The sequence below is a fragment of the Nocardia violaceofusca NBRC 14427 genome (genome assembly GCF_963869435.1).
Classification (GTDB): domain Bacteria; phylum Actinomycetota; class Actinomycetes; order Mycobacteriales; family Mycobacteriaceae; genus Nocardia; species Nocardia aobensis.
This window is the reverse complement of sequence record NZ_CAWMPM010000034.1, coordinates 124,930-148,547: the sequence shown is the minus strand read 5'-3', so window position 1 is coordinate 148,547 and position 23,618 is coordinate 124,930. Positions and strand designations below refer to the sequence as shown.

At 64.8% G+C, this 23,618-nt stretch carries 18 protein-coding genes and 1 pseudogene; 8 read left to right on the top strand and 11 right to left on the bottom strand.

From position 1 onward, the window contains the following. On the top strand, positions 1-247 hold a 247-nt coding region (locus AC5592_RS26670), incomplete at its 5' end, for a hypothetical protein (RefSeq protein WP_232329572.1). A 501-nt stretch (positions 248-748) separates the two neighbouring features. Here the strand turns inward: AC5592_RS26670 and AC5592_RS26665 are convergent. After that, positions 749-1,402, bottom strand: a complete 654-nt coding sequence (locus tag AC5592_RS26665) for an LmeA family phospholipid-binding protein (RefSeq protein ID WP_198163944.1) — start codon at positions 1,400-1,402, stop codon at positions 749-751. Positions 1,403-1,667: 265 nt separating this feature from the next. Between AC5592_RS26665 and AC5592_RS26660 the strand changes: the two genes are divergently transcribed. Continuing rightward, positions 1,668-3,215: an MFS transporter gene (locus AC5592_RS26660; protein ID WP_063065821.1), complete on the top strand. Its 1,548-nt coding sequence runs from the start codon at positions 1,668-1,670 to the stop codon at positions 3,213-3,215. A 36-nt stretch (positions 3,216-3,251) separates the two neighbouring features. On the opposite strand, the pseudogene AC5592_RS26655 reads toward AC5592_RS26660, so the two are convergent. Next, positions 3,252-4,238: pseudogene (locus tag AC5592_RS26655) on the bottom strand (DDE-type integrase/transposase/recombinase); the annotation flags it as partial. A 71-nt stretch (positions 4,239-4,309) separates the two neighbouring features. Between AC5592_RS26655 and AC5592_RS26650 the strand changes: the two are divergent. Then, positions 4,310-5,179, top strand: coding sequence for an FAD-dependent oxidoreductase (locus AC5592_RS26650; protein ID WP_063065820.1), 870 nt, complete (start codon positions 4,310-4,312; stop codon positions 5,177-5,179). On the opposite strand, the gene AC5592_RS26645 is transcribed toward AC5592_RS26650, so the two are convergent. From AC5592_RS26645 to AC5592_RS26630, 4 genes are all read right to left on the bottom strand, one after another. After that, complete coding sequence (locus tag AC5592_RS26645; RefSeq protein WP_084507234.1) at positions 5,152-5,886, bottom strand: TetR/AcrR family transcriptional regulator; 735 nt, start codon at positions 5,884-5,886, stop codon at positions 5,152-5,154. The two genes, AC5592_RS26650 and AC5592_RS26645, sit on opposite strands and share 28 nt — an antisense overlap. A gap of 95 nt (positions 5,887-5,981) precedes the next feature. After that, positions 5,982-7,748 carry a multicopper oxidase family protein gene (locus tag AC5592_RS26640; protein WP_157122238.1) on the bottom strand — a complete coding sequence of 589 codons (1,767 nt, stop codon included), beginning with the start codon at positions 7,746-7,748 and terminating at the stop codon, positions 5,982-5,984. Between the two features lie 402 nt (positions 7,749-8,150). After that, complete coding sequence (locus tag AC5592_RS26635; RefSeq protein WP_063920393.1) at positions 8,151-9,560, bottom strand: acyltransferase family protein; 1,410 nt, start codon at positions 9,558-9,560, stop codon at positions 8,151-8,153. 148 nt (positions 9,561-9,708) lie between these two features. Beyond that, complete coding sequence (locus AC5592_RS26630; protein ID WP_063920392.1) at positions 9,709-10,317, bottom strand: TetR/AcrR family transcriptional regulator; 609 nt, start codon at positions 10,315-10,317, stop codon at positions 9,709-9,711. 158 nt (positions 10,318-10,475) lie between these two features. Here AC5592_RS26630 and AC5592_RS26625 point away from each other — a divergent pair, with 158 nt between their 5' ends. The 5 genes from AC5592_RS26625 (at position 10,476) to AC5592_RS26605 (ending at position 16,795) form a co-directional block, all read left to right on the top strand. Next, positions 10,476-12,656: an MMPL family transporter gene (locus tag AC5592_RS26625; RefSeq protein ID WP_063065815.1), complete on the top strand. Its 2,181-nt coding sequence runs from the start codon at positions 10,476-10,478 to the stop codon at positions 12,654-12,656. Positions 12,657-12,767: 111 nt separating this feature from the next. Next, positions 12,768-13,958, top strand: coding sequence for a sensor histidine kinase (locus AC5592_RS26620; RefSeq protein WP_063065814.1), 1,191 nt, complete (start codon positions 12,768-12,770; stop codon positions 13,956-13,958). Beyond that, positions 13,955-14,623 (top strand): response regulator, encoded by a 669-nt coding sequence (locus AC5592_RS26615; RefSeq protein WP_063065813.1) that lies wholly within the window; start codon positions 13,955-13,957, stop codon positions 14,621-14,623. The genes AC5592_RS26620 and AC5592_RS26615 overlap by 4 nt, the downstream gene beginning before the upstream one ends. A gap of 98 nt (positions 14,624-14,721) precedes the next feature. Continuing rightward, positions 14,722-16,023 carry a PucR family transcriptional regulator gene (locus AC5592_RS26610; protein ID WP_063065812.1) on the top strand — a complete coding sequence of 434 codons (1,302 nt, stop codon included), beginning with the start codon at positions 14,722-14,724 and terminating at the stop codon, positions 16,021-16,023. Positions 16,024-16,162: 139 nt separating this feature from the next. After that, complete coding sequence (locus AC5592_RS26605; protein ID WP_063065811.1) at positions 16,163-16,795, top strand: VOC family protein; 633 nt, start codon at positions 16,163-16,165, stop codon at positions 16,793-16,795. A 105-nt stretch (positions 16,796-16,900) separates the two neighbouring features. Here the strand turns inward: AC5592_RS26605 and AC5592_RS26600 are convergent, their stop codons facing one another. The 5 genes from AC5592_RS26600 to AC5592_RS26580 all read right to left on the bottom strand — a co-directional run bounded on the left by AC5592_RS26600 (position 16,901) and on the right by AC5592_RS26580 (position 23,601). Beyond that, positions 16,901-18,682: an FAD-dependent monooxygenase gene (locus AC5592_RS26600; protein ID WP_063065810.1), complete on the bottom strand. Its 1,782-nt coding sequence runs from the start codon at positions 18,680-18,682 to the stop codon at positions 16,901-16,903. A gap of 64 nt (positions 18,683-18,746) precedes the next feature. Next, entirely contained in the window at positions 18,747-19,697 is a 951-nt protein-coding gene (locus AC5592_RS26595; RefSeq protein WP_063065809.1) for a fumarylacetoacetate hydrolase family protein, read from the bottom strand. Between the two features lie 189 nt (positions 19,698-19,886). Then, positions 19,887-21,248: a glycoside hydrolase family 27 protein gene (locus AC5592_RS26590; RefSeq protein WP_157122236.1), complete on the bottom strand. Its 1,362-nt coding sequence runs from the start codon at positions 21,246-21,248 to the stop codon at positions 19,887-19,889. A 95-nt stretch (positions 21,249-21,343) separates the two neighbouring features. After that, the gene (locus AC5592_RS26585) at positions 21,344-22,852 is read right to left on the bottom strand and encodes an MFS transporter (protein WP_063065807.1); all 1,509 of its coding nucleotides are present in this window, start codon (positions 22,850-22,852) and stop codon (positions 21,344-21,346) included. Between the two features lie 149 nt (positions 22,853-23,001). Continuing rightward, positions 23,002-23,601 (bottom strand): TetR/AcrR family transcriptional regulator, encoded by a 600-nt coding sequence (locus AC5592_RS26580; protein WP_198163943.1) that lies wholly within the window; start codon positions 23,599-23,601, stop codon positions 23,002-23,004. Between the last annotated feature and the right edge of the window lie 17 nt (positions 23,602-23,618).

Genomic DNA, 23,618 nt, shown 5'->3' with positions numbered 1-23,618 from the left:
TTCTTGGATGCTGACCGCCGAACGCCCCTCCGACAGAAACTTTCGCGCCGCACCCAGCAAGGCGTTGCGAGTCCGCTCGCGCCGTCGGTCGATACGGTTGCGGACCACTGGCTCGGCCATCTCGTGCTATCCCTTCGGCGACGTCATGAAGATCGTAACTGAGCATATTATCAGCTGCGATTTCGTGCCCGAAATCTGCCGCTCGCTGTCAGGCGCGTCCGTGCAGCGCGATCGTGCCCTCCAGTAGTTCGGTGAGCGAACCGGCGATCGAACCTTCGGTATCCCCGGCCGGGCTGTGTTGATCGGCCGCCCGCCGTCCCTACTGTCGGTTCTGCTTGTCTTGGTCGCGCCCAGGCTGATGGTGCTCGTCATCCTGCTCCAGGCGGCCTGTTCGCGATCATGTTCGCTCTTCCGCGGCGCTTGGTCCCCGTAGTGCAGTGCCACGGGCTGGTGCCGCGCGTGCGCCAGGTTGAACTGCGGTGTCGAAGTGGCGGTGCGGCCATCGGTGCCGTCGGGCGCCCGGCGTTCGAGGATTGTTGGCTTGCCTGGCAGAGGGATTCGGCAGACCGGATGTGATGAACGGTAGGAGAGGGAAGCCCGTAGCCGAGTCAGCATGTGATTTCAGCGCATTCTCATCATTATCTTGATTCAATGATCAGAATCTTAGGATTGATCAATCAAGTTCACATGATCCAAACCGGCTGTTCATCGAGACCGAGGCCATCTTCGAGGGGGTGTGAAGCGTCGATCAGCACTCGGTGGATGTGCTCTGTAGGTGGGTGGTGCCTCCGGTGAGGTGGATTCGAAGACCGGTGTCGGTGACCGTGATCTCGGTCGGCTGCTGGTTCAGTGGATAGTCCTGGAGGCTGTCGCTCAGCAACTCCAGGATCCGGTCGGGCACGCCGACCGGAACGCCCCGGGACGAGACGGTCTCGACCCGAATTCTGCCGTCCGTGACACTGGGGCGCACTTCGACCGTGGCCAGACCGTTGACCAATTGGATCGTGAGCGTGTTCGTCTCCGGGTGTGCTATCACCCGAGTTGCCAGGCCGTGCAGTGTTGTGACCATCGCGTCGTCACTCCAGGTCGCTGTCGTGCTGCTACCTCCGACGACGGCGCCACCTCGGCCGTGGTCGGCCAGGTCGATGTCCTTCAGTTCGACGTGGGCCCGCATACCGGCCGCGGGCCCGAAGGTCGCGTTGTCGCTGTCGAGGGTGACGGTGGGGATGCGATGCTCGGGGGCGGTGAGAAGGAGTGGGCGCGCACCGAATCCGACCGCTACGGATGTTCCGAGTTCCTGCTGTTCCCGGGTGCTGATGCACTGCGCGACCCGGTGCCGATAGCAGGCCTCGGCGGCGACGCCGGCTCCGGCGGCGAGGGTGATCGCCACTCCGGCGCTCACGAGAGCAAGTCGTCGTCGGCGCGATCCGTGACGGGCCAGAGGTTCGGTGAGTTCTGCCGCGGATTTCGGGGTAGTCGGCACGACGATTCCTTCCATGGTGGTGAGCGGTAACAGCGGAGTGACACGCGACCTGCCTCACTGAGGAGGTGTCGGTATTGCGGTGTTGTGATAGTGAAGTCATAATTGATGATATCATCATAACAGTGGCGAGCAGTGCGATTGCCACAGCGGATGTCTGCGATGTTGTCACGTGGCAGGAGGCTCGATGAGTTACGAATCAGACCGACCGCTTCCGGCGGACCGTTCGGGCGGCCCCACCGTCGGACGAGCGGGTACCGGCGGGGTTCTCGCCGCCATGTGTACGTGTCTCGTCCTCGTCGTCGCCTCGGTATCGGCTCTCAATCTCGCGTTGCCGGACCTCGCGATCGACCTGTCGGCCTCGACGACGTCGCTGACCTGGATCGCGGATGCCTACACGGTTGCGCTGGCCGCATGCGTGCTGCCGATCGGTGCCCTCGGCGACCGGCTCGGCCGACGGAACGTCCTGGTCGTCGGCGCCATCGTCTTCGCGGCCGGCTCGATAGCCGCGGCCTCCATGCATTCGACGAATTCGCTCATCGCGTGGCGTGCGGTGATGGGTATCGGTGCGGCGATGATCATGCCGGGCACGCTGTCCACGATCACCGCCGCCTTCCCGGCCGACCGCCGCGATCGCGGCGTGGCCGTGTGGTCGGGCTTCGCCGCCGCGGGCGCGATCATCGGCCTGCTCGCCGCGGGATTCCTACTCGAGCAATGGAGTTGGCGCTCGATCTTCGTGACCAGCGCCGCGGTCGCGCTCGTCGGTGGGCTGTTGGCGCTGCTGCTGGCACCTAATACTCGTGATGAAGCGCGGCGCCCGCTCGACCACGCCGGTTCCTGGACCAGCGCCATAGCCATCGGAACTCTCGTTTACGGAATCATCGAAGGCAGCGAAGCAGGCTGGACCAGCGCGCGCGTGATCGCGAGCTTCGCCCTCTCGGCCGCCGCGCTGGGCCTGTATGCCGTACTCGGGTTCCGGAACAACCATCCATTGCTGGACCCGCGGCTGTTCGGTATCCGAGGCTTCCGAGCCGGAGCGATCACCATCCTGGTTCAGTTCATGGCCGTCTTCGGCTTCTTCTTCGTCGGCTTGCAGTATCTGCAGCTGATCCTGGGCTACAGCCCGCTGAAGAGTGCGGTCGCGTTGATTCCGATCGCGGTCGTGGTCTTGCCGACCAGTGTGCTGACACCGCGCTTGGTCGCACGAATGGGAATCAAGGCGGTTCTGGGCGGCGGATTGTTGCTGCTGGCCGGAGGTATGTTCGCGCTGTCGTTCCTCGAGACGGACTCGGGTTATCTGCCGTTCTTCGGCGGCCTGATCGTGGCCGGTCTGGGTGTGGGTCTGACGAGTGCCGTGGGTACCGCGGTCATCGTCGGTTCGCTGGCTGCCGAGCAACAGGGAGTTGCCTCGGCGATGAACGACGCGACCCGGGAAGTCGGTTCCGCGGTAGGCATCGCGTTGATGGGATCGGTGTTCGCGAGCCACTACACATCGGCTCTGCCGTCGCTAGCGGGTGTGCCTCCACAAGCGGCACACGCGGTCGAATCGTCTGCGGCCGCGGGTATTCATGTGGCCGGTCTGATCGGGCCTCAAGGTCCCGCGCTGGCCGCGGCGGTGAAGTCCGCCTTCATCAGTGGTCTGTCCGCATCGTTGATCGCGGTGGCCGTGATTGTCGCGGTCGCCGGCATCGGAGCACTTCTCCGAGCACCGCGTACGCAGACCCCTCCCGAGTAGCGGCACGCAGCCGTCGCGTCTGCCGTTGCGCCCGCGTCACCGCATCGAAAAACGGAGCTCATCCGAATGTCTTGCCCGCGCTATGTATTTGCAGTCCTCGCCGTCGTCTGCGTCTTCACCGGTGTGTGCACGGTTACCGGCTGTGGTAGCCAGACCGGCGCGCCGGTGGTGTCTACCAGCCACCCAGCGTCGGCAGCGACACCGTCGTTGCAGGGAGACGGTGCCGGGGCCGACGAGACCGTCGCCGCCGATCGGGCGGGGCGCCGTTGGGCGCCCGCGGCGTCGGCCGCCCTGACACCCGGCGTGCAGACCTTCACCCAGGGTGGTGGACAGTGCACGGCGAACTATGTCTTCGTCGACGACGCCGACGGTGTGTATCTCGGACAGGCATCGCATTGTGCGAGCACCGGCAGATCCGACCGGACTGACGGATGCGAGGCCGGCAGCCTCGCGCTCGGTACTCCGGTGACCTTCACTCGCAACGGTTCTCCACGCTCCGCCGGTACCACCATCGGGGTCGGGCAGCTGGCCTACAGCAGCTGGCTGACGATGCAGCACCTGGGCGAAACCGACCCGAACACCTGCTCCTACAACGACTTTGCGTTGGTGAAGGTCGATCCGGGTCTCGCCGAGCAGATCAATCCCAGCTTGCCCTATTGGGGTGGGCCGTCCGGTCTCAACACCTCGGGGACAGGTTCCGGTGGCCGGGTTTACAGCTACGGCAATTCCAGCCTGCGAGCGGGAATCGCGGCGCTGTCGCCGCAGCGAGGCGAGAGTCGGGCAGACGACAAGGTTTCCAGTGGCTGGACCCACGCCCTGGTATCGCAGGCCGGGCTCGATCGGATGCCCGTAATGGTCACGCCGCCACACGGCCATGTTGAGCGCTTTGGACACCAACGCGGCGGTCTTCGTGGTGGCTGTGGTCCAGCCGACGATGGCGCGGGAGTAGGCGTCGAACACGAACGCCACATATGCCCATCCGGTCCACGTCGAGACGTAGGTGAAATCGGCGACCCACACGCGGTTGGGTGCGGCGGCGCTGAAGTCGCGGTTGAGCGTGTCACCGGCGCGTCGCCGGTCTCGGTGCTACCGATATGGTCAACGCCACCGAGGCTGATGCCGTCGCCGCGGTCGAGGACCTCACCGGTGGCGAGTATGTGCTTCGGACATTCGACGACGCGCGACGGCTGCGGATGCGCCTGGAGACAGCCAGGTCGGCGATCGTGGTCGGCGCCGGCTTCCTTGGCATGGAGGTCGCCAGTGCGTGCGTGGCGCGAGGTATCGCTGTCACGGTGATCGACGTCGATCCTCCCCTCGAGCGCATCCTCGGACCGTTCCTGTCGAAGGTGATCACGGACCGCACCGAACGCGGCGGCGTGCGTTTCGTGCGATCCCGACAGTTCGCCACCCTCGCAGGGAATCCGGTACACGGTGTAGCGCTCGACGACGAAACCGAGCTGATCGCTGATGTCGTGGTCACCTGCGCGGGAGAAGTGCCGAACACGGCATGGCTGAACGGTTCTGGCTTGGCCGACGTGCTCGGTGTGGGCATTGATAGGGCCTGCACGACCGAGTTCCAGGGCGTGTACGCGGCCGGAGACGTCACCTACCTGCGGGATACGGGCCGCCGTGTGCCCTTCTGGTCCAATGCGCGTCGCGCAAGGCAAGGTCGCCGCCGCCTCCGCTCTGGGAGTTGCGGCTCGCACGGCGGCATTCGACGACTATTTCTGGACCGAAATTCTCGGCCTGTCGATCAAGGTGGTCGGACCTCTGCCGTTGACCGGCCCCCGGATTCGGTCGAGGGCAGCCTCACCGACGGCTCAGCACTTCTCATTGGAGCGACGGTCGTCCGAGTCCGACGGTGGTGGCCTATGGGAAACGCAGATCTGTGGTGGCGTTACGCGCGTTGGCCCGAGCGCTGTCGGCAAGCTGAGGGTCAATTTTTCCGCGAGGGTGTGCCCTGAAAGGTATTGCCGTGGTTGGTCGCTATTGCGGCAGTATGGCGGATCGCTAGCCCGTCGACGATCATCTCCAAGCCGAAGCGGAACTCGTCCTCGAGCTTCTGCGTGGGCAGGCAATCGGCCACCGCGATGGTGGCGGGGTACCCGGCCGGATCCAGCTCATGGAAAAGTGCGCTCAGGCGTGCGGGTTCGGGGTCGGGGACGACGGGGTCGCGCAACTGCGCCGCGAATCCGATGACATACCGCGCCAACGTAGCGTAGGCGCGTGCAGCAGCCTCGGGGGTGAAACCGGCATCGAGCAATAGGGCAAGGAAGCGTTCACGAAGGGCGAGCACATTGGGCCCGGTGGGAACCTGCTCGATGAGCAAGGGGGCGATACTGCGGTGGCGACTGAGGGTGTCAAAGATGGCTTGCGCAGCCACTCGGCATGTCTGTTGCCAGTCTGTCGCGTCGACATCGAAATCTACCTCCCCGAAGACTCGGTCGACCACAAATCCCACAAGCTCGGCGCGGCCGCTGACGGCGCGGTAGAGCACGGCCGTCCCGGTGTCGAGCCGCTGGGCGAGGTTGCGCATCGACAGAGCAGCGGCGCCTTCGTCGTCTACGAGTCGCACCGCGGTGGTGACGATTTTGTCGAACGGTACCCGCGGACGCCCTGGCGAGCGACGTACCGGCCTTCCCTCGTTTTGCGCCTCGGTGCTACTTCCCATTTCACTATTGTCTCCGATCGGCAGGGTGAGCGAGCGACCGGCATTCGGTCACTATGTTGCCGAATGCGCTGGACTGATGCGGCTCCGGTCACAGCTCACGCGCGCAGTCGGTATCGCGCCATCATGCATTCGTCCTCGTGGTCGATGAGGTGGCAATGCCAGACGTAGCCCTGCATCATCATGTGGTCGCCGGAGTGGAACATCGCGTCGGGATCGAAGCCCAGCTCGTCGGCGGTGGGGAAGGTGATCGATACTCGCGTGACCATGCCGGCCGGGCAGGTGACGGTATCTTTGGCGCCGGTTTCCCACAGATGCGGCGGTTCGGGGGCGCCGTTGAGGAATCGGTCCGGCTCGGGCGCCCAGAACGTGCCTATCGGAGGCGCCGGATTCGCCGCGAGATATCCGAGGGCATCGAGTGGTTGGCGATCGAGGATGCGCATGTGAACCAGGTGCAGGTGCATGGGATGGGAGTCGGGGGAGATGTTGACGAAGTCCCAGATTTCGGTGCTGCCCTGCCGTGGTTCGGGTACCGGATCGTCGTGGTAGCACAGGTTGTTCATGACGTTGGTGAACGGTGGCCACGTCGTCACCGGCCGCTGGCTGAGGGTAATGATGCGGCGCCGCTCCGCGGTGCGCGCGGCTGGCAGAGCGGGGGACTGTTTCCGCCCGCCTCGCAGTGTGACCGGCGGTGCGGCGGTGAAGCCTGTGGTTCCGATACCGATGAACCGCACAAGACTGCTGATGGTCTGGGCGCCAATGATTTCGGCTTCGCCCCGTGGATACTCGTAGGTATTCATCAACTCGACGGTGTCGCCCGCGCCGAGACCGGTGAAGTCGGCGACGATGTCGAGCCGTTCGCCGGGCGCGATCGCTGCTTCGTCGATGTACGCGGGTTCATCGAGCAGACCGCTGTCATTGCCGATGACCCAGAACCGGGTCCGGTTGGAGAACGAGAGCCGGTACTCGCGAAAGTTGGAGGCGTTCAGTACCCGGAACCGGTACATGCCGCGCGCCACCGACAAACGGGGATGGACCACACCGTTGACTGTGATCAGGTCGCCGAACATGCCGCCTTCCCAGCGGCCCTCTTGAATCCAGCGCACGGTCTTGAAGCGCAGTGAGCCGTCCTCGTTGAAACGGCGGTCGGCGATCGCCAGCGGTATTTCGAACTCTCCGCTGGGCAGTCCGAGGGTGTTGGAGGCGGTCCCGGTGTCGTACTCGTCGCGCAGCAGATAGAAGGCGGCCAGGCCTGCTACCACGTTCAGGCGGGTGATGCCCATTGCGTGGTCGTGGTACCAGAGAGTGGCGGCGTCTTGGCGATTGTGGTGGCGGTAGATCTTCGTTGCGCCGGGGCGGAAGGTGTCTTCGGGGTGACCGTCCATGTCCGGCGGGGTGACCGCACCATGCAGGTGCACCGCGACGCGGGGGGCGACGCGGTCCTGGTCGGTGGTTCCGTCCAGCGCGGTGTCGACCTCGCTCGAGAACAGATGTGCGCCGAGAGTATTGGTGAAGGTCAGCTCGATCGCCTCGCCGACCTGCGCTTCGACAGTGGGTCCGAGGTAGGGGGCATTGCCGTACGACCAGGTCGGGGCGACACCGAGATCGCGGTGAAAGCGGTGGGTGCCGGCTCCGACAGTCAGGGTCTGGTTTCCGCGCACGACAGCTGGGACGGGCAACTCGTCGACGAACGGCTCTACCCTGGGTGAGGGCGGCGCGTCGACGTCGACCGTTGGTTCCGGTTGCGGGACAAGAGGATCCGCCCCTGAGCCCGCTGCGCGGGTCGCCATCCATCCGCCGGCCGCCGCTGCGGCTGTCGCGGCCAAGAAACGTCGACGTCCCAGGTGGTAGCGCTGGCTGGTCACGAAGTCTCCTCGGCGCGGTGGTGAGCGGCACGGTTGGGTGCCGCGGGACCGGCGACGAGAAACGCGGGCCGGACGAACCGCGACCGGGCGGCGCGGGGAATGAGCAGGCAGGGTGAGCTGACTTCTCGGACTAGAGCCACGCCGGGGCCCCAGGACTGTGCGTTGACCATAATAAGGGTCACAGTGTGACCGTTATTATGCTCGGTGTCAAAACGGGTGCACCCCGGACGTTCGGGGAAGAAGGGGCCGCCGGTCTGAGCTGCGACGGCGCGGACATGGTGCAGGCGAGGTGCGGGAGTATGCCGCGGCGGACCTCGAGTGCAGAATTGGGGACCGAATCCGTTGCCTTATCGGATTCGGTCCCCATCTCCGTTGTCTACGGACTCATGGCCGTCGATTATTTCACGTGACGGGTTCGGACCGGGGAGTTGTGAGGGGTACCGAATTTGCCGTCGATGAAGGTGTGGATGACATGGTCGCCGCTGAACTCGCTACGGTTTCTTTCGCTGATTCGTCGACTTCTTTTGCGGTATCGGGCGGCGGGGTTGCCTTGGTCTTCTTGCGTGCCCACCGGCGCATGATCGGCTTGTCCACCAGGTGGTAGAGCGCGGCGGCCAGTGGTAGCTGAATGACGAATGTCAATGCGGTGATGAACAGATAGCCGTGGAAACCCCAGCTGTGCCCGGCGATCAGGTGGCGCTGCAGGAACAGCTGGACGGGATATCCCACCATGTAGAACGCGAAAGATACGTCGCCCAACCACACTCCGAGCCTGCTGCTGTAAATCCCTTTGATGCTGCGGAGATCGCGCACCGCATAGGTCGCGATGAGTACGGCGAGGGGCAGCATCATCACTATGGAGGTCTTGAACGCCATCGGCACGTAATAGGTCAGGGCGTAGGCCCCGGCGCAGGCGACCAGCGGCCAGGCGAGGTTGGTGTTGCGCCACATTCCCGATTTCACCAGGCGGCAGAACAAGACGCCGACAAAGAATTCCAGCAGGCGGGTGGGCGGGAATTGGTAGGACAGCCATGCGCTGGTCGGCATCGTAAATGTTCCTGAACTACCGCCCGACCCGGGCATGCCGGGGGACATGGGCATACCAGGGGATGCGGACATGGCGGCCGAATAGTCATAGCCCGACCAGGTTATATCCGGCGATTTCTGCAGGGGTGGATACATCGACGCCATGCTCGAAAGGTCGAAGGCGGGATAGGCGAAGTAGATTACCAGGTGTATCGCCAGCAGGATTCCGGAGAGGATTCCGATGGTCCACCAGATCGCTCGCCCGCGGATTCGGTTGACGAGTGGCACCAGGAATGGGAAGAGGAAGTAGAACAGCATTTCGGAGCAGAGGCTCCACGACGGACTGTTCAATTCCGCACTTGTGCCCCAATTCTGCGACCAGGTATGGATCAGCAGGAAGTTCGGGATCTGACCGGCCAGTTCGGCGAGTGGGAAACCGAGCAGGACCACTACGATGAGGGCAGTGATCAGATGCGACGGAAAGATTTTGAATACCCGTCGCCGAAGAAATGCGCGGATGGTGTCCTTGGCGCTGTCGTACGACCAGTCGATGATGAATCCCGACAACAGGAAGAAGAATGCGACACCGGTTGCGCCGAGTTGCAGCGGGATGACGTCCGACAGCTTTTTCGAGGCGTCCGAGCTCGAGAACGGATATATTTGGACCAGGAATCCCGAGTGCAAGAGAAATACCGCGAAGGCGGCAATAAATCTCAACCCGGTAAGGGAAGGTAGCGCGGGTAAACGGCCTTTCGTGGAAGCTATTTCCACAGCGGGTGCAGACATGGAAAGGTAACCACCTCTCGGGCGGGAATGTAGTCGGTGAAATGTGGTGACACGTCGATTCGCCGTTGAGTGAAGTCCGGCTCGGTGACCGTTCCCAGCCTAAGTCAAACTTGCATACCTCGGCAAGTTTGCACAACCTGGCAGAATTCTAAGAATCTGCTCCGGGTTGGTTCAGGGCAGGTCGCAGGCGCTCGAACGCCTCGCGCAGCAGTTCCTCGAAGTCGCGTCCGGATCCCTTGTCCGCCAACGCTACTGCGGCTTCGACCGCCGCCTCCGAAGCCGCGACCACGAGCATCGGATACAGATCGGTGGCGGCGTCGGTGCCGGTTCGCCGCGCGACGACCTGCGCCAGCCGCTGCTTATCATCCATGCGGGCGAGGGTGTACCTGGCCATCATGGCGGGCGTCGATTCGACGGTCCGAATCATGGCGGTGACTCCATCGATGCCACCGGGTACCGCTTCGAACATTGCGAGAGTGACGGCCAGTAGCGCGTCCCACACACCCTCCTCGGCGGGCCGGGTGGCCAGTGCCGAGACCATGTCGTCGAAGCTGCTGCGGACAGCGTGCTCGACGGCTGCTTCCTTGCTCGTGAAGTAATTGTGAAAGGTGCGGACCGAGACGTCGGCGGCTTCGGCGATAGCGTCGATCGTGACCTTGTCCAGGCCGATCTCGTTCGTCAGTGCCGCGGCGGCCTGGGCGATCGCGGTGCGGGTGGCCGCCTTCTTCCGTTCCCGCAACCCCGGTCGTGTACTCATTTCTCCCAGCTTAAGGCCGTTGCCAGGCGCTCGGATGCACGGCGCGCGATCCCGCGTGGCGAGTTCTGTCCAACACAGTTGTACTGCATATGCAGTACTGCCGATAGCCTGCATGTGCACGATGACGACTACGGATCCGCTCGGCGACGCTCGACGTCGTGGCTGAATTCCTCTACCGACTGGGTCGGTTCTGCTTCGAGAAGCGGCGTATGGTCGTGCTGCTCTGGGTGGGTTTGCTGGCCGCGCTGGTGTTCGGCGCGGCAAGAGCACCCGAGGCGGCCGAGAGCGAGATGTCGATGCCAGGCACGGAATCACAGCAGGCGTTCGACCTGCTCGATCAGCGCTTCCCCGGGGGCAAATCCGACGCCGCCGACGCACGCATCGTTTTCGTGGCGCCGCAGGGTCAGCAGATCACTGCCGCCGGGAACCAGGCCGCGGTCGAGAAGGTTGTGGCCGATGTCGCGCATGGTCCTCAGGTAGCCAACGTGCTCAACCCCTTCCAAGTACGTGCGATCAGTAAGGACGGTACGACCGCTTACGCCACTGTCACCTACGACGCCGGGAGCGCGAACATCACCGACGCGACGAAAGCGGCCTTGGAGGACGCGGTCGAGCAGGGTCGGGCGACCGGGCTCACCGTCGAGTTCGGCGGCACCGTCCTGCAGGCGATACCCGAGGCGGGTGCGACCGAGGTGATCGGCGTCGCCATTGCCGCGGTCGTGCTGCTCATCACCTTCGGATCCCTTGCGGCGGCAGGGCTTCCGCTGGTCACAGCGCTGATCGGCATCGGCGCCGGGGTGGCCGCCATCGTGGCGATCGGTTTGTCGTCGACGACCTCGATTCTCGCCATGATGCTCGGGCTCGCGGTCGGCATCGACTACGCGCTATTCGTCGTCTCGCGGTATCTGGCCGAACGAAAGGCCGGACGAACTGCCGGGGAGGCCGCCGGGCATGCTGTGGGCACGGCGGGTTCGGCGGTCATTTTCGCCGGCCTGACCGTCGTCGTCGCACTGGCGGGACTGTCGGTGGTCGGCCTGCCCGCGCTGACCACCATGGGTTTGGCCGCGGCGGGCACTGTGCTGGTTGCGGTCGTGATCGCGTTGACATTGCTGCCCGCGCTGCTCGGGTTCTTCCCGAACGCCGTTCTGCCGCGCCGACTCCGCGAGGGCGATCGCGCGCCGGACGAGGCCCGAAACACCGAGGACAGCATGGGAACTCGCTGGGCGAGGTTTGTTGTGCGCCGACCGATCCCGGTCCTGTTGCTCGCGGTGATCGGTCTCGGGGTTGTGGCCATTCCGGTCAAGGATCTGGCGCTCGGCATGCCGAGTGATGCGTCGCAGCCGACCTCGACCACGCAGCGCCGTGCTTATGACGCGCTCGCCGCGGGTTTCGGTGCCGGCGCCAACGGGCCCCTCACCATCGTGGTGGACGCGCAGGGCGCGCCCGATCCGAAAGCCGTTGTGGCACAAGCTGAAAAGGTGATCTCTGCGACCGAAGGTGTTGTGTCGGTAACCGCTGGGATGTTCAATCAGGCCGGTGACACCGCCGTGATCACCGCGGTGCCGCAGGCCGGACCGACCGCCGCCGAGACCAAGGACCTCGTACAAACCCTGCGCGACGAAGCGGGTGAACTGCGCACGGCAACCGGGGCGAAAATGCTGGTCACCGGAACGACCGCGCTGAATATCGACATGTCGCAGACGCTGTCCGATGCGTTGGTGCCTTATCTGGCGGTGGTGGTCGGATTGGCGATTCTGTTGCTGATGGTCGTCTTCCGGTCCGTGCTGGTTCCGCTCAAGGCGGCCTTGGGCTTCCTGCTGTCGATATGCGCATCACTGGGCGTGATCGTCGCAGTGTTCCAATGGGGTTGGCTCGCCGACCTGCTCGGGGTCCAGCAGACCGGACCTGTCATGAGCATGATGCCGATCTTCCTCATCGGCGTGGTGTTCGGCCTTGCCATGGACTACGAGGTCTTCCTCGTGACCAGAATGCGCGAGGCATATGTGCACGGCGAGTCGGCGACCGAGTCGATCGTTACCGGATTCCGGCACAGCGCAAGGGTTGTCGTCGCCGCGGCGACCATCATGATCGCCGTCATCTCGGGCTTCGTCGGGGTGAGTGAGTCGATGATCAAGATGATGGGTGTCGGCCTCGCCGCTGCGGTCGTCTTCGACGCGTTCATCGTGCGGATGACCATCGTCCCGGCCGTGCTGGCACTGCTCGGCGACACGGCGTGGTGGCTGCCGCGTCGGCTGCAGCAGATCTTGCCGAACGTGGATGTCGAGGGCGAGCGCTTACGTCATCTCGATGTGCCCGAATTGGCCCCCACCCGCGTTTGAGCTGCCCGGCGAGCGGTAGGCCACTGCCGGGTGGCCTACCGCGTTCGCCTGGTTCAGTGGATTACCTTCGACACGACAAGAGAGCCGATCTCGCGAGACCGAGGGAAGTTGATGCAGCGCAATTTCCGCATCGTCGACGTGGCGCTCGCCAGTGCGTTGTTCGGGTTTACCCTCTTCGCGAGCACGCTGGACGCCGAGAGCGGCCCTCCGGAGATCGTCCGGCCCGTGTCTGCGGCCGCCGCCGCGTTCGCCGCCGTCGCGGTTATCGCCTTGCTGTGGCACCGCGGCTACCCGCGCAGTGTGCTGGCGGTGACGACAGTCTGCGGTGTCGTTATGGGCGCAATGGGATCCGGAGTCTCGGGAATGCTGGTGGGACCTGCCCTGGTCGCAGCGCATTCCGTGGGTTCGCGACAGGATCGCCGCTGGATCCAGCCATATCTGCTGGCATCCGGCGTCGTGCTGTTGGCTGCGGCAATCGTGCTGAGTCCCGAATCGCTTTTCACCCCCGGCAAGATCAGCCTCTTCGCCGGATTCATGTTGGCCGGCGCGTTCGCCGACGCGACACGGAGCCGACACAACTATCTCGCTGCCATGCAGGCGAGAGCGGAACTGGCCGAACGCACCCGCGAGGAGGAGGCACGCCACCGTGTCGCCGAAGAACGAGTCCGCATCGCCCGGGAGTTGCACGATATCGTCGCCCATCATATGGCACTAGCCCACGCCCAGGCATCCACCGCCGCCTACCTGCTGCGCACCAAACCCGAACAGGCACAACAGATGCTGGATCAGCTGGCCGACATCACCTCCTCGGCACTGCGAGAACTCAAAGCGACAGTCGGGTTGCTGCGCCGGGCGAACGATCCGGAAACCCTTCTGGAACCGACCCCGGGATTGTCCCGTCTCCCGGAACTGCTGGCCTCCTTCGAGCCCCTGGGACTTCAGATTTCGATATCGGTGACGGGGGAGCCGGAGCCGCTGTCACCCGGGGTCGACTTGACGGCCTACCGCATTGTGCAGGAGGCGCTCACCAACGTCACAAAACATGCCGGGACAGCCTCGGCGTCGGTCCGTCTGGACTACTCCCGGTCGCTGCTGACGATCAGCATTTCCGACAACGGTCACGGCTCCGAGAAGGCGGGCGAGCCCGGCTACGGTCTGATCGGCATGAACGAACGGGCCATCTCCGTCGGCGGTGAACTGTCCGCCGGATTCCGACCAGGCGGCGGCTTCGAAGTATCCACGAAACTACCCCTGGAACCGCGTACCGACGGCCACGACGAGAAGGACACCGAGCAGCGATGACCATCCGCGTCGTGATCGTCGACGATCAAGCCCTGCTGGTCGGAACCTTCCGGATGCTGATCGACTCCACCGACGACATGGAGGTGGTCGGCGTCGCGGGAACCGGCAGACAGGCCCTGGAAGTCGTACGAGCCACGAAACCCGATGTCGCACTGATGGATATCCGCATGCCCGAACTCGACGGACTCGCCGCCACCCAGGAGATCTGCCGCGACGAGTCCCTGGCCACGCGCATCCTCATCCTCACCACCTTCGAACTCGACGAGTACGTCGCGCGAGCCCTGCGCGCCGGTGCCGGCGGCTTCCTCGGCAAAGATGTCGGACCGCAGGAACTGCTCAGCGCCATCCGCACGATCGCCGCCGGAGACACCCTGCTCTCCCCAACTGCTACGAGGGCTCTCATCGCCCGTTTCCTCGCGTACCCGGCACCGCAAACCGCACCCGCCGAATCTCTCGAGGTGCTCACCGCGCGCGAACGCGAGGTCGTCGTGCATGTGGCGCAGGGATTGTCCAACGAGGAGATCGCCGAGCGAATGTATGTGAGCCCGTTGACTATTCGCACCCACGTTCAGCGTGCCATGACGAAACTCGGCGCTCGGCATCGCGCACAACTCGTGGTCATCGCATTCCAGACAGGTCTGGTACGCGTCGAGCCACGGGGCTGAGGTCTGATCGCCTCGTACCTGAGGTGGAGAGCGCCGCATAATATTGACGAAATCGTCATCAACGGTCGGTCTGTGGATCCAGGGAGGAGCGTGTGCCGATGACCTCGGCGTCCAGTGGTCTATCCCAGTGGGTGCGCGATCTCGCCCCGGCGGATCCGGCGGCACTGCACCGCTCGGTGCTGCCGCCGGAGAAGGTCGCGGAGTTCGCCGCCCGGGTAGGTACCGGTGCTGCCGGGTATGCCGTTGAGCTCGGTCAGGCGATGGCGGCACATATCCTCGCCGAGATTCCCGAGCTGGATGTGGACGGAATCGTGCAGATGGTGCGCGGCGGCTGCGAAGCGGTGGCGTTGGAAGCCGTCGGGGTGATCGCAGGCGTCAAGGACTTCACGGTCGAGGCTGCCCCTGGCGTCCTGCTCGGCCCCGCCGAGGTGGTGAGTCGCGGGATCGGCATCGAACATATGCTGCGCAGCATTCAGGTGGGCCATTCGACGGTTGTCGAGTACGTACTCGACGCCGCCGAACGACTCGTGCCCGCCGCGCAGCGGTTCGCGGAAATGCGGCGTATCACCGCACTGTCGTTCGGCATCGCCGATCGGCTCACGAGCGAGATGGCCCAGGCGTATGGCAATGCCCATGAGGCGTGGGTGGCGAGTTCGGCCGCGGCGCGGATGGAGGTGATCCAGCAGATTCTGCGCGGTGACGCGGTACCGCTCGATCGGGCGGTGCGCTTGCTGGGCTATGACCTGACCAGGCAGCATCTCGCCGTGGTCGGTTGGTCCGACGAGCAGGTACCCGTTGGTACAACGCGGCTCGAAGACATGGTCGCAGACCTGCTGGAATCCGCGGGTTGCTCGTCGACGCTGGTGATACCGGTTGGCGGTCGCCGTGTGTGGGCGTGGGGCGCGAGCGTTCGACGACCGCCTGCCATACCCGTTCCTGTACAGCGGCAGACGGACGGTGTCCGCGTAGCGGTCGGCCTGTCCGCTTCGGGCATTCGTGGATTCGTCACCAGTCATGAACAGGCATTGGAGGTCGCCCACGTGGGCATGCTGGGCTCCGGCGAGCGCTGGTTGTTCGACTACGGCGAGCTCGATCTGGTGGCAATGCTCAGTGGCCGCTTGGACAGGGCCCGCGAGTTCGTGCTGCGCGAGCTGGGTGCGCTGGCGGAGCGGGGGGAGGCCACGGCTGTTCTTCGCGTGACGCTCAAGTGCTATCTCGATGTCGAGCGCAGCCTCAGCGTGGCCGCGGAAAGGCTGCACGTGGCGCGAAACACCGTCGCCTACCGCGTGCAGCGTGCCGAGCAATTGAGAGGTCGCAAGATCGGCGTTCGACGTATGCAGTTGCATGCCGCGCTCGCGCTGGCCGAGGAGCTGGGTTCGGTGGTTCTCGACGATGAGTGACCGGTTGCCACGCTGACCGCGGCTTCTCTTCTCATATGGGTTCTGGTCCAAAGTGCCGGCGGGTGTTTGCATGGCAGTCCAAGCGCCTCAGGGGCGCCCGGGGGTTGGCTGATGGTTATTACCGAGAGGACAAGCCACCATGACTCATGATGCCACCCCGAATTCCACCAACCCGGCCGCACCTGACCTACTGGCCCACTGGGTGGTCAAGACCGCCCGAAGCAAAGAGATGATCGCTTGGTACGGCGCGGTTTTCGGAGCCCGCGTCGTGCATGAGGACAAGCAGATCGCATTCCTTGTCTGGGACCACGAAAGCCACCGCCTCGCGCTGATCAAAGTGCCACGGGTGCTACGCTACCTGTTTCCGCTGGCGCGTTTCCGCCGCAAGATCTACGGAGTCGACCATCTGGCACTCACTTTCGGCTCCCTGGAACGTCTCCTGGTGAATTACGAACGCTTGAAGGAGATCGGGATCCGCCCTGTCTGGTCGATCAACCACGGACCGACGACTTCGCTGTATTACGAAGACCCCGACGGCATTCGACTGGAGTTCCAGACCGAGAACTTCGCCACGGCCGCCGCCACCGCCGACTACCTGGCCAGTAGTGCCTTCGCCGCCAACCCGGTCGGCGTCGAATTCGACCCCGACTACCTCCTGGAGCGACTGCGTTCCGGCGACGACCCCTCGACGCTGCTCGAACAGGGGGCAGGCACCCGTCCCGGTACGACATCGCGCAGCAACAAGAGCGCCGTTACATGGAAGACGTTGTAGTCACGACGCTCTGGTGCTCCTGCTACGCATCGCGGCCGGACCGAGTACGTCGGAGCATCCGGGCTCGCACCTCAGTTCGCGACCGGTGTACAACGGAGAGGGCGCTTACGGTGCGAGGCCTCCCTCGGCGGTGGAGATCGCTGAGCCGCTGACCGTCCGCTCCAGCTCCGCCACGGCGAAGGTGGCATCCGCAGTGGTGCGCCAGACCACGTGCCCGTCCGGCCGGACCAGTACGGCGCCGTGTTCGCCGACCTCGAACAGGTCGAGCACCTGCTGTCGGTCCGAGGCGATCGCGGCGTCCAGACCCACCACTATGACGGGCATCGTGGGTGGGACGGCGGTGCGCCAGACCTGCGGGTCGGGTGTGAACAGCGTGTAGTCACGCAGGTCGAGCAGGTCGTGCGTGGACACGGCGTCGTCGTCACCGGCCAGCCACGCGTGCGGTACGCGGGCACCGGGCCATGTCGTCGGCACGTAATCCACTACGCCGTCGTCGTTGATCGGCTGCGGCGTCGGTTCGCTCCGGATGAGTGCCCCCGAATAGGCGTAGCCGAATTCGAGTCCGGTGGAGGCGAAATGCTGTAACTGGTCCGGTATTCGGGACTCGACCGTGGCGCGTCGGTCGCGTGCCGCGGTGCTGTCTCCCAGCAGTTTCGCGGTCGGCCGCATCGCCAGGTTCATCATGGCGTCGGCGACGCGCTCCACGATCGCTGCCCAGCGGCGATCGACGGCGGGGGCGAAAGCGCGGGTTATCCGGGCGAGAGCGCGGTTGCCCGGGGCCAGGCCGGCCATGACCTCGTCGAGCCGGAAGTGGTTGTCGACGCTTTGTTCGGCGAACCGTTCCACCACAGGTCGCCGTTCCGGCTCGTAGCTGTGCAGCAGCGAGGTCGGCGCGCGAGCTTCGAGAACGGCGGCGAGTTTCCAAGCGAGGTTGTGCGCGTCCTGCACGCCGCTGTTGAGGCCGAAACCGCCGGTGTGCGGAAACCGGTGGGCGGCGTCGCCGGCGAGGATCACGTTGCCCTTGGCGAAGGTCTCGGCGGCCTGACTGGTCATAGTCCAGGTGCCCGTGGAATGCATTCGGAACGGGACGTGCTGCCCGATCACTCGCGGTAACGTTCGCGCCCAGAACGCGCGACCGTCCCGAGCGATCTCCTGGTGCTCGCTCAGAAACGGGGTCATGAGCACGTAGTCGTCGTTGGCATGTGCTATCAGCACCCCGCACAACGCGGGCGAGTAGATCCAGCTCAGCAACGGGCGGATGCCGTCGGTAAACAACTCGGCATTGAAGAAGACGCTGCCCATGTTGGCCAGCACCCGGCCGCGCATCCCGATACCCAAAGCCGCACGCACCGCACTGTTGGCGCCGTCGGCACCGACCACGAATCGCGAGGAGATCGCGGTCGTGCGTCCGCGCAGGTCGGCTGCGTGCACCGTCGTGCGGGATGGCGTCCTCCGCACGTCGCGTACTTCGGCGCCGCGACGGAAGTCGATATGTGGATCGGCCTCGAGGGCATCCCAGAGCACCGGCATGAGCTGGTGCTGGCCGATGTGCGAGATGAGGTACCGGCTGTGGCTCTGCACGCGTTCCACCTGCTCGGGGAAGGCAAGCAGGTCGATTTCACCGAGTGGGGCGCCGTTCAGGTCCGTGAACCAGCGGATCACACCGACCTGCTCGGCCGGTGACGCCAGCGCGCTGATCCTCCTGGCCAAGGTCGGAGAAGCGTGGTGCCAGATTTCTTGGGACCGGGCATTGACGACGTGGGCGGCCGGATGGTTCAACGGGTCGGTCCGGCGTTCGAGAACGGTGCTGGCGAGGCCGTAGCGCGACAAGAGCAGCGCCAGGGTGCATCCGGTCGCACCGGCGCCGACAATGGTTACCTCGGACACGGCAGCGACTCAAGGTTGACCGGTGGTGTGGTGTCGGACATCGCTCGTTCTCCAGGTTTCCCGGTCAACGCACGGTGTTGCGCTGCGTGCCGAGGTCGAGCACGCCATCGTCGGTGCGGATGGACGCCGTGACGACGTCTCCCGGCGCGAGGTAGGCGCGGTTGCGGGACTGCGTCCGTATGAACAGGTTCCACTTCTTTGCCTCGGGCAGCAGTCCGGCGAGGCGTTGCACGATCGGCTTGGGCGGTTTGATGGCCACCCCGCCTGGAGTGCCGGTGAGCAACAGGTCACCCACCGCGAAGTCCTCCAGCTGAGAGAATTCCGTGAGGGTCCGCGCGGGTGTGAAGACCATTTCCGTGGCCAGTGCCGTCTGGCGGAGCTCGTCGTTGACCACGAGGCGGAGCCGCAGGTCCTTCCATCTGTGCACCTCGCCGGGGTCAGGCACGCAGAGGTAGGGGCCGACCGGGCAGAAGGTGCGATAGCTCTTGCCCTTGTAGTACTGCCCTTGAGACAGCTGAACATCCCGGGCGCTGACGTCGTTTGCGACAACGAATGCCCCGACGTAGTCAGGGAGGTTCTCCGCAGTAATGGTCACCGGGCCGGTGATCGCCTTGCCTATGACGATCCCCAATTCGATCTCGTAGTCCAGCAGCCGTACGTGTGGCGGAGTGACGATGTCGTCGCGCGCCCCGGTAAGCGAACCCGTGGACTTCGTGAAAAACAGGTTGTACGGCTGGTCGGGATCCACCCCGGTCTCGACCATGTGCGCTCGGTAGTTCGTGCCCTGGCAGTTGACCTTCGCTCCGGGTAGTGGGTTGAGCGGGGTGACGTCCGCCAACTCGATGCCGGAATCGCCGGATTCCGTCAGCAGCGCTCGGGCCACCTCAGCACCTTCCTGAAGCACCTCGCCTGCCGTCGGGTACTCGCCGGGCAGCGGTAGTACCCGCTCGCCGCGAACGACGCCCCAGCAAGAGGCGCCCGATTCGGTGGAGTAGCGGAGAAGGTTGATGCTCACGCGATCAAGTCAACCCGCACCGGCCAGCCCCTCGCTTGGACCAGGCGCCAAATCCGAGCCGCCGATTTGGACTCTGATGCAATATCGATCGGCGGCACTCGGGGTGCCTGACCCGCGGCCGACTCGGAAGACACCATCACCGAGACAGGAGCCGAGTGTCGCAGTGTGCTTCGGGCGGACCGACAGTGTTCAGGTCGAGCGATCGGGTGTTACGCGCACCAAGGCGACCCCATGTGGCGGGATGTCGTGTGCGGTGATCGGACCTGTTGTCGTTGTGGTCGTGTGTGCCCATAGGTCACGGACCCGGTACTGCTCGGATGTTGCGAGTCCCGTTGCCGCGGTGGTGGTTTCGATGGTTGTCGGGCGGTCGCTGTCGTTGTGCAGCGCTACCGCGACGGAGCCGTCGGCGAGTGGTTTGACGATGATGCGATGGTCATTGGGCAGGGCGGCGCCGGGTGCGCGTGTCGGGTCTTGGTCGATGGCGATGACTTCGCGGTTGGTGAGGATGTCGCGGGTTTCGGCGGACATTGTTCGCACGTCGTTGCCGGCGATCAGTGGTGCGCCGAGCATGGCCCACAGTGCGAAGTGGGCGCATTGTTCGGCGATGGTGAGGCTGCCCTGTCGGCGGAGCAGGTCGAGCAGTTGCGGGGAGATGCGCAGACGGGCACCGAGATGTTCGGCGTCCTCGGTCGACAGCGCACCCTGTTTGGCGGCCATGGCGGGCATGCCGTCGATATGTGCGCCCAAGAACTCGGCCATGGTGATCCCGACGACGAGCATGTCCGGATCACGCCCGATGCGGCTACCGGTGGCTGTGGTGGTGTATTGATCTATGACGCCGACGAATCCGCGGGTGTCGAAGTCACCGATCTTCGCCGGTGGTAAATCGTTGCGCCACAATGGGATCAGGTCGCCGGTACTGCGCGTCATATCGGCCACCGTCGACCAGTCGTAGGTGGTGCCCGCGTCGGCGTCGTCGGAGCTGTTGGGGTTGATGCTGTAGACGATTGCGCGGCCGGTGGCGCGTAGCTCGTCGCGCATCGCGGTGAATACGTTGACCTGTTCGTTGTGGTCGGAGTCGGCGTGGCACCAGTCGTATTTGAGGAAGTCCACGCCCCATGCGGCGAATTGTCGCGCGTCCTGGCCCTCGTGGCCGAGGCCGGCCGTGGCTCGGGTCTGCCCGCAGGTCTGGTTGTAGGGGCTGGAGTACAAGCCCAGGAGCATGCCGTGGTCGTGGACATAGTCGGCGACGGCGGCCATGCCGTGCGGGAACCTTTCCGGATCGGCCTGCAGGTCGCCGTGCGAATCTCGCTCGGGTGCAGCCCATCCGGCGTCCAGGTTGACATACCGGTAACCGGCATCGCGCATGCCGGAGGCGATCATGGCGTCGACGGTTTCTCGGATTGTGTTCTCGTTCAGCAGAATTCCGGAATTCCAGCTATTCCAGCCCAGCACCGGGACGGGGACCGTGCCGGGCTCGGTCGGGGACGCGTGCGCTGGTGCCGTCGCCGCGGCCAGGACCGTACCCGCGACAAACACTGCGAAGGTCATTCGCCGCCGCATCACCGCTCCGATAGTTCCGGGGAAACCCGCTGGTACATGCCTGCGGTGCTGTTGTCCATGACTGTCTGCTCTCGGGTCGTGGGTCACATGTGGACGGTCGGCGTCTCCGAATCGCTTTGTTCGAGGACACCGCGGCGGTACAGCAGAGCGGTGACGACCATGCCGGCGACGAGGATGGCGGCAGACCACCAGTAGGCGGTGGCGTAGCTGGTGAGCTGAGCGTTGGCGAGTACATCGGGATTGACGGGGCCGTGGGACGCCAGGTAGTCGTTGGCTGCGCTGGTCGACATGGTGGCGAGGAACGCGGTTCCGATCGAGCCGCCCACCTGCTGCGCGGCATTCACGGTCGCGGATGCCGCACCGGAATCCGCGGCCGTCACCCCGAGTGTCGCCGCGCTCATGGCCGGCGCCACGATCAGGCCCATACCGATACCGGCGACGAACAGTGCGGGCAGCACGTGGGAGAGGAACCCGCTGGTCACGTCGAAGGTGGTCATCCACACCAGTGCGATCGCGGTGATCGCCATACCGGGTGGCACAACGAGTTTGGGGGTGATCCGGGGGATCAGGACATTGTTCGCCGTGATGGCCGCGATCATCAGGCCCAAGACCATCGGCATGAACGCCAGGCCGGTACGGATCGGTGTGTAGCCGAGATTGATCTGCAGATAGTAGGTGAAATACAGGAAGATGCCGAACATCCCCGCACCGCTGATGAAGATCGCGGTCATCGATGCGGCGCGAGTGCGGTCGGTCAAAATCCGCAACGGCAATACCGGATGATTCGTGCGGGTTTGCCACCATACGAAAGCTGCCAGCAAAACGGTGCTGGCCACCAGCAGGCCCCAGGCGGAAATATCTGCCCAACCGTTGGTCTCGGCGTTCGTGCAGCCGTAGACGAGGCTGAACAAACCAGCCGACACCAGCGTGATGCCGGGCACGTCGAGCCGCGCGGTGCGGTCTCGGCGAACACGCGGCAGTAGGAGTGCCCCACCGATTACCGCGGCGAGCGCGAAGGCCAGATTGACGTAGAGCGTCCAGCGCCAGCTCAGTGTCTCGGTCAGTACACCGCCGAGCAGTAGCCCGATGGCGCTGCCCGCACCCGACACCGCGCCGTACACACTGAAAGCGGTCGCTCGTTCCTTGCCCTCGGTGAAGGTGGTGGTCAGCAGCGACAACGCGGCCGGGGCGAGCAGTGCGGCGAAGATGCCCTGTCCGGCCCGCGAGGCCACCAATATTTCGAAACTGGGTGCGGCGCCGCCCACCGCGGACGCGACGGCGAAGCCGACCAGACCGACGAGGAACGTCGCTTTGCGGCCGAACAGGTCGGCGATCCGGCCGCCCAGGAGTAGCAGGCTGCCGAAGGCGAGGGCGTATGCGGTGACCACCCACTGCCGCTCGTTGTCGCTGAAGCCGAGGTCGTGCTGCGCCGATGGCAATGCGATGTTCACGATGGACGCGTCGAGCACCACCATGAGCTGCGCGAGGGCGATGACGATGAGTAGCCACCACCGCGAACCTCCGAGACTTCGGGAGGAATAGGCGGGAGCAGGGTCGCTTCGGGTCAGTTCGACAGCCGCGTGCTCGGGCATGGGCTACGCCTCTCTCATGGTACGAAGTCGTTCTATAAGAAGAATGGCAGCGGCCCGGGAGGAACGCAAGCGTACTATTTGAAGTGTGAAGTGTGTCTCATGAAGACGACTCGGGCTGCTGCTGTCGGCTGGATGCCGCCGAGATTCAATCAGCGACAGGCGCAGTGGTGTAGTGCCGGTAGCACGATGTCGTCGATGAATCGGGTGATGTAGTCGGCATCGGCGAGGGAACCGTCGAAGACCGGCCGCGTGACGAACACGCCGAAGAACAGGGGGGACAGCAATTCGGCGGCGGGGGGCCGTGCGGGTAGTTCTCCTCGTTCGACCGCTCGGTCGATGAAGCGGGCGAGATCGGCGGTGTCGGGCTCGAGCACGACGGCTCGCAGGGTCGCGGCCAAGTCGGGATTGGTGACTATCGCGTGGTCGAGCGCGGAGATCAGCGCCGTGTCCTGCTGTGCGCGCGGTGCGAACCGGTCGGCCATGGCCACCAGGTCGCCCCGGAGGCTTCCGGTATCGATATCTTTCGCGTCGGCAGGCCCGGTGGCGCGCAGGGCCGCGGCGATCAGCTGTGGCTTGGTCGGCCACATTCGATACAGCGTCGCCTTACTGCAATGCGCCCGCGCCGCAAGGGTATCCATCGACAGCGCCTCGTATCCGACCTCGCGCAGCAGATCCAGCGCCGCGGTCAGTAGCTCGTACTCGCGATCAGGCGTCATGCGCGGCCGCCGAATGGGCGCGTTCTCGGTCAAGGCGGCTCCTCCCTGGG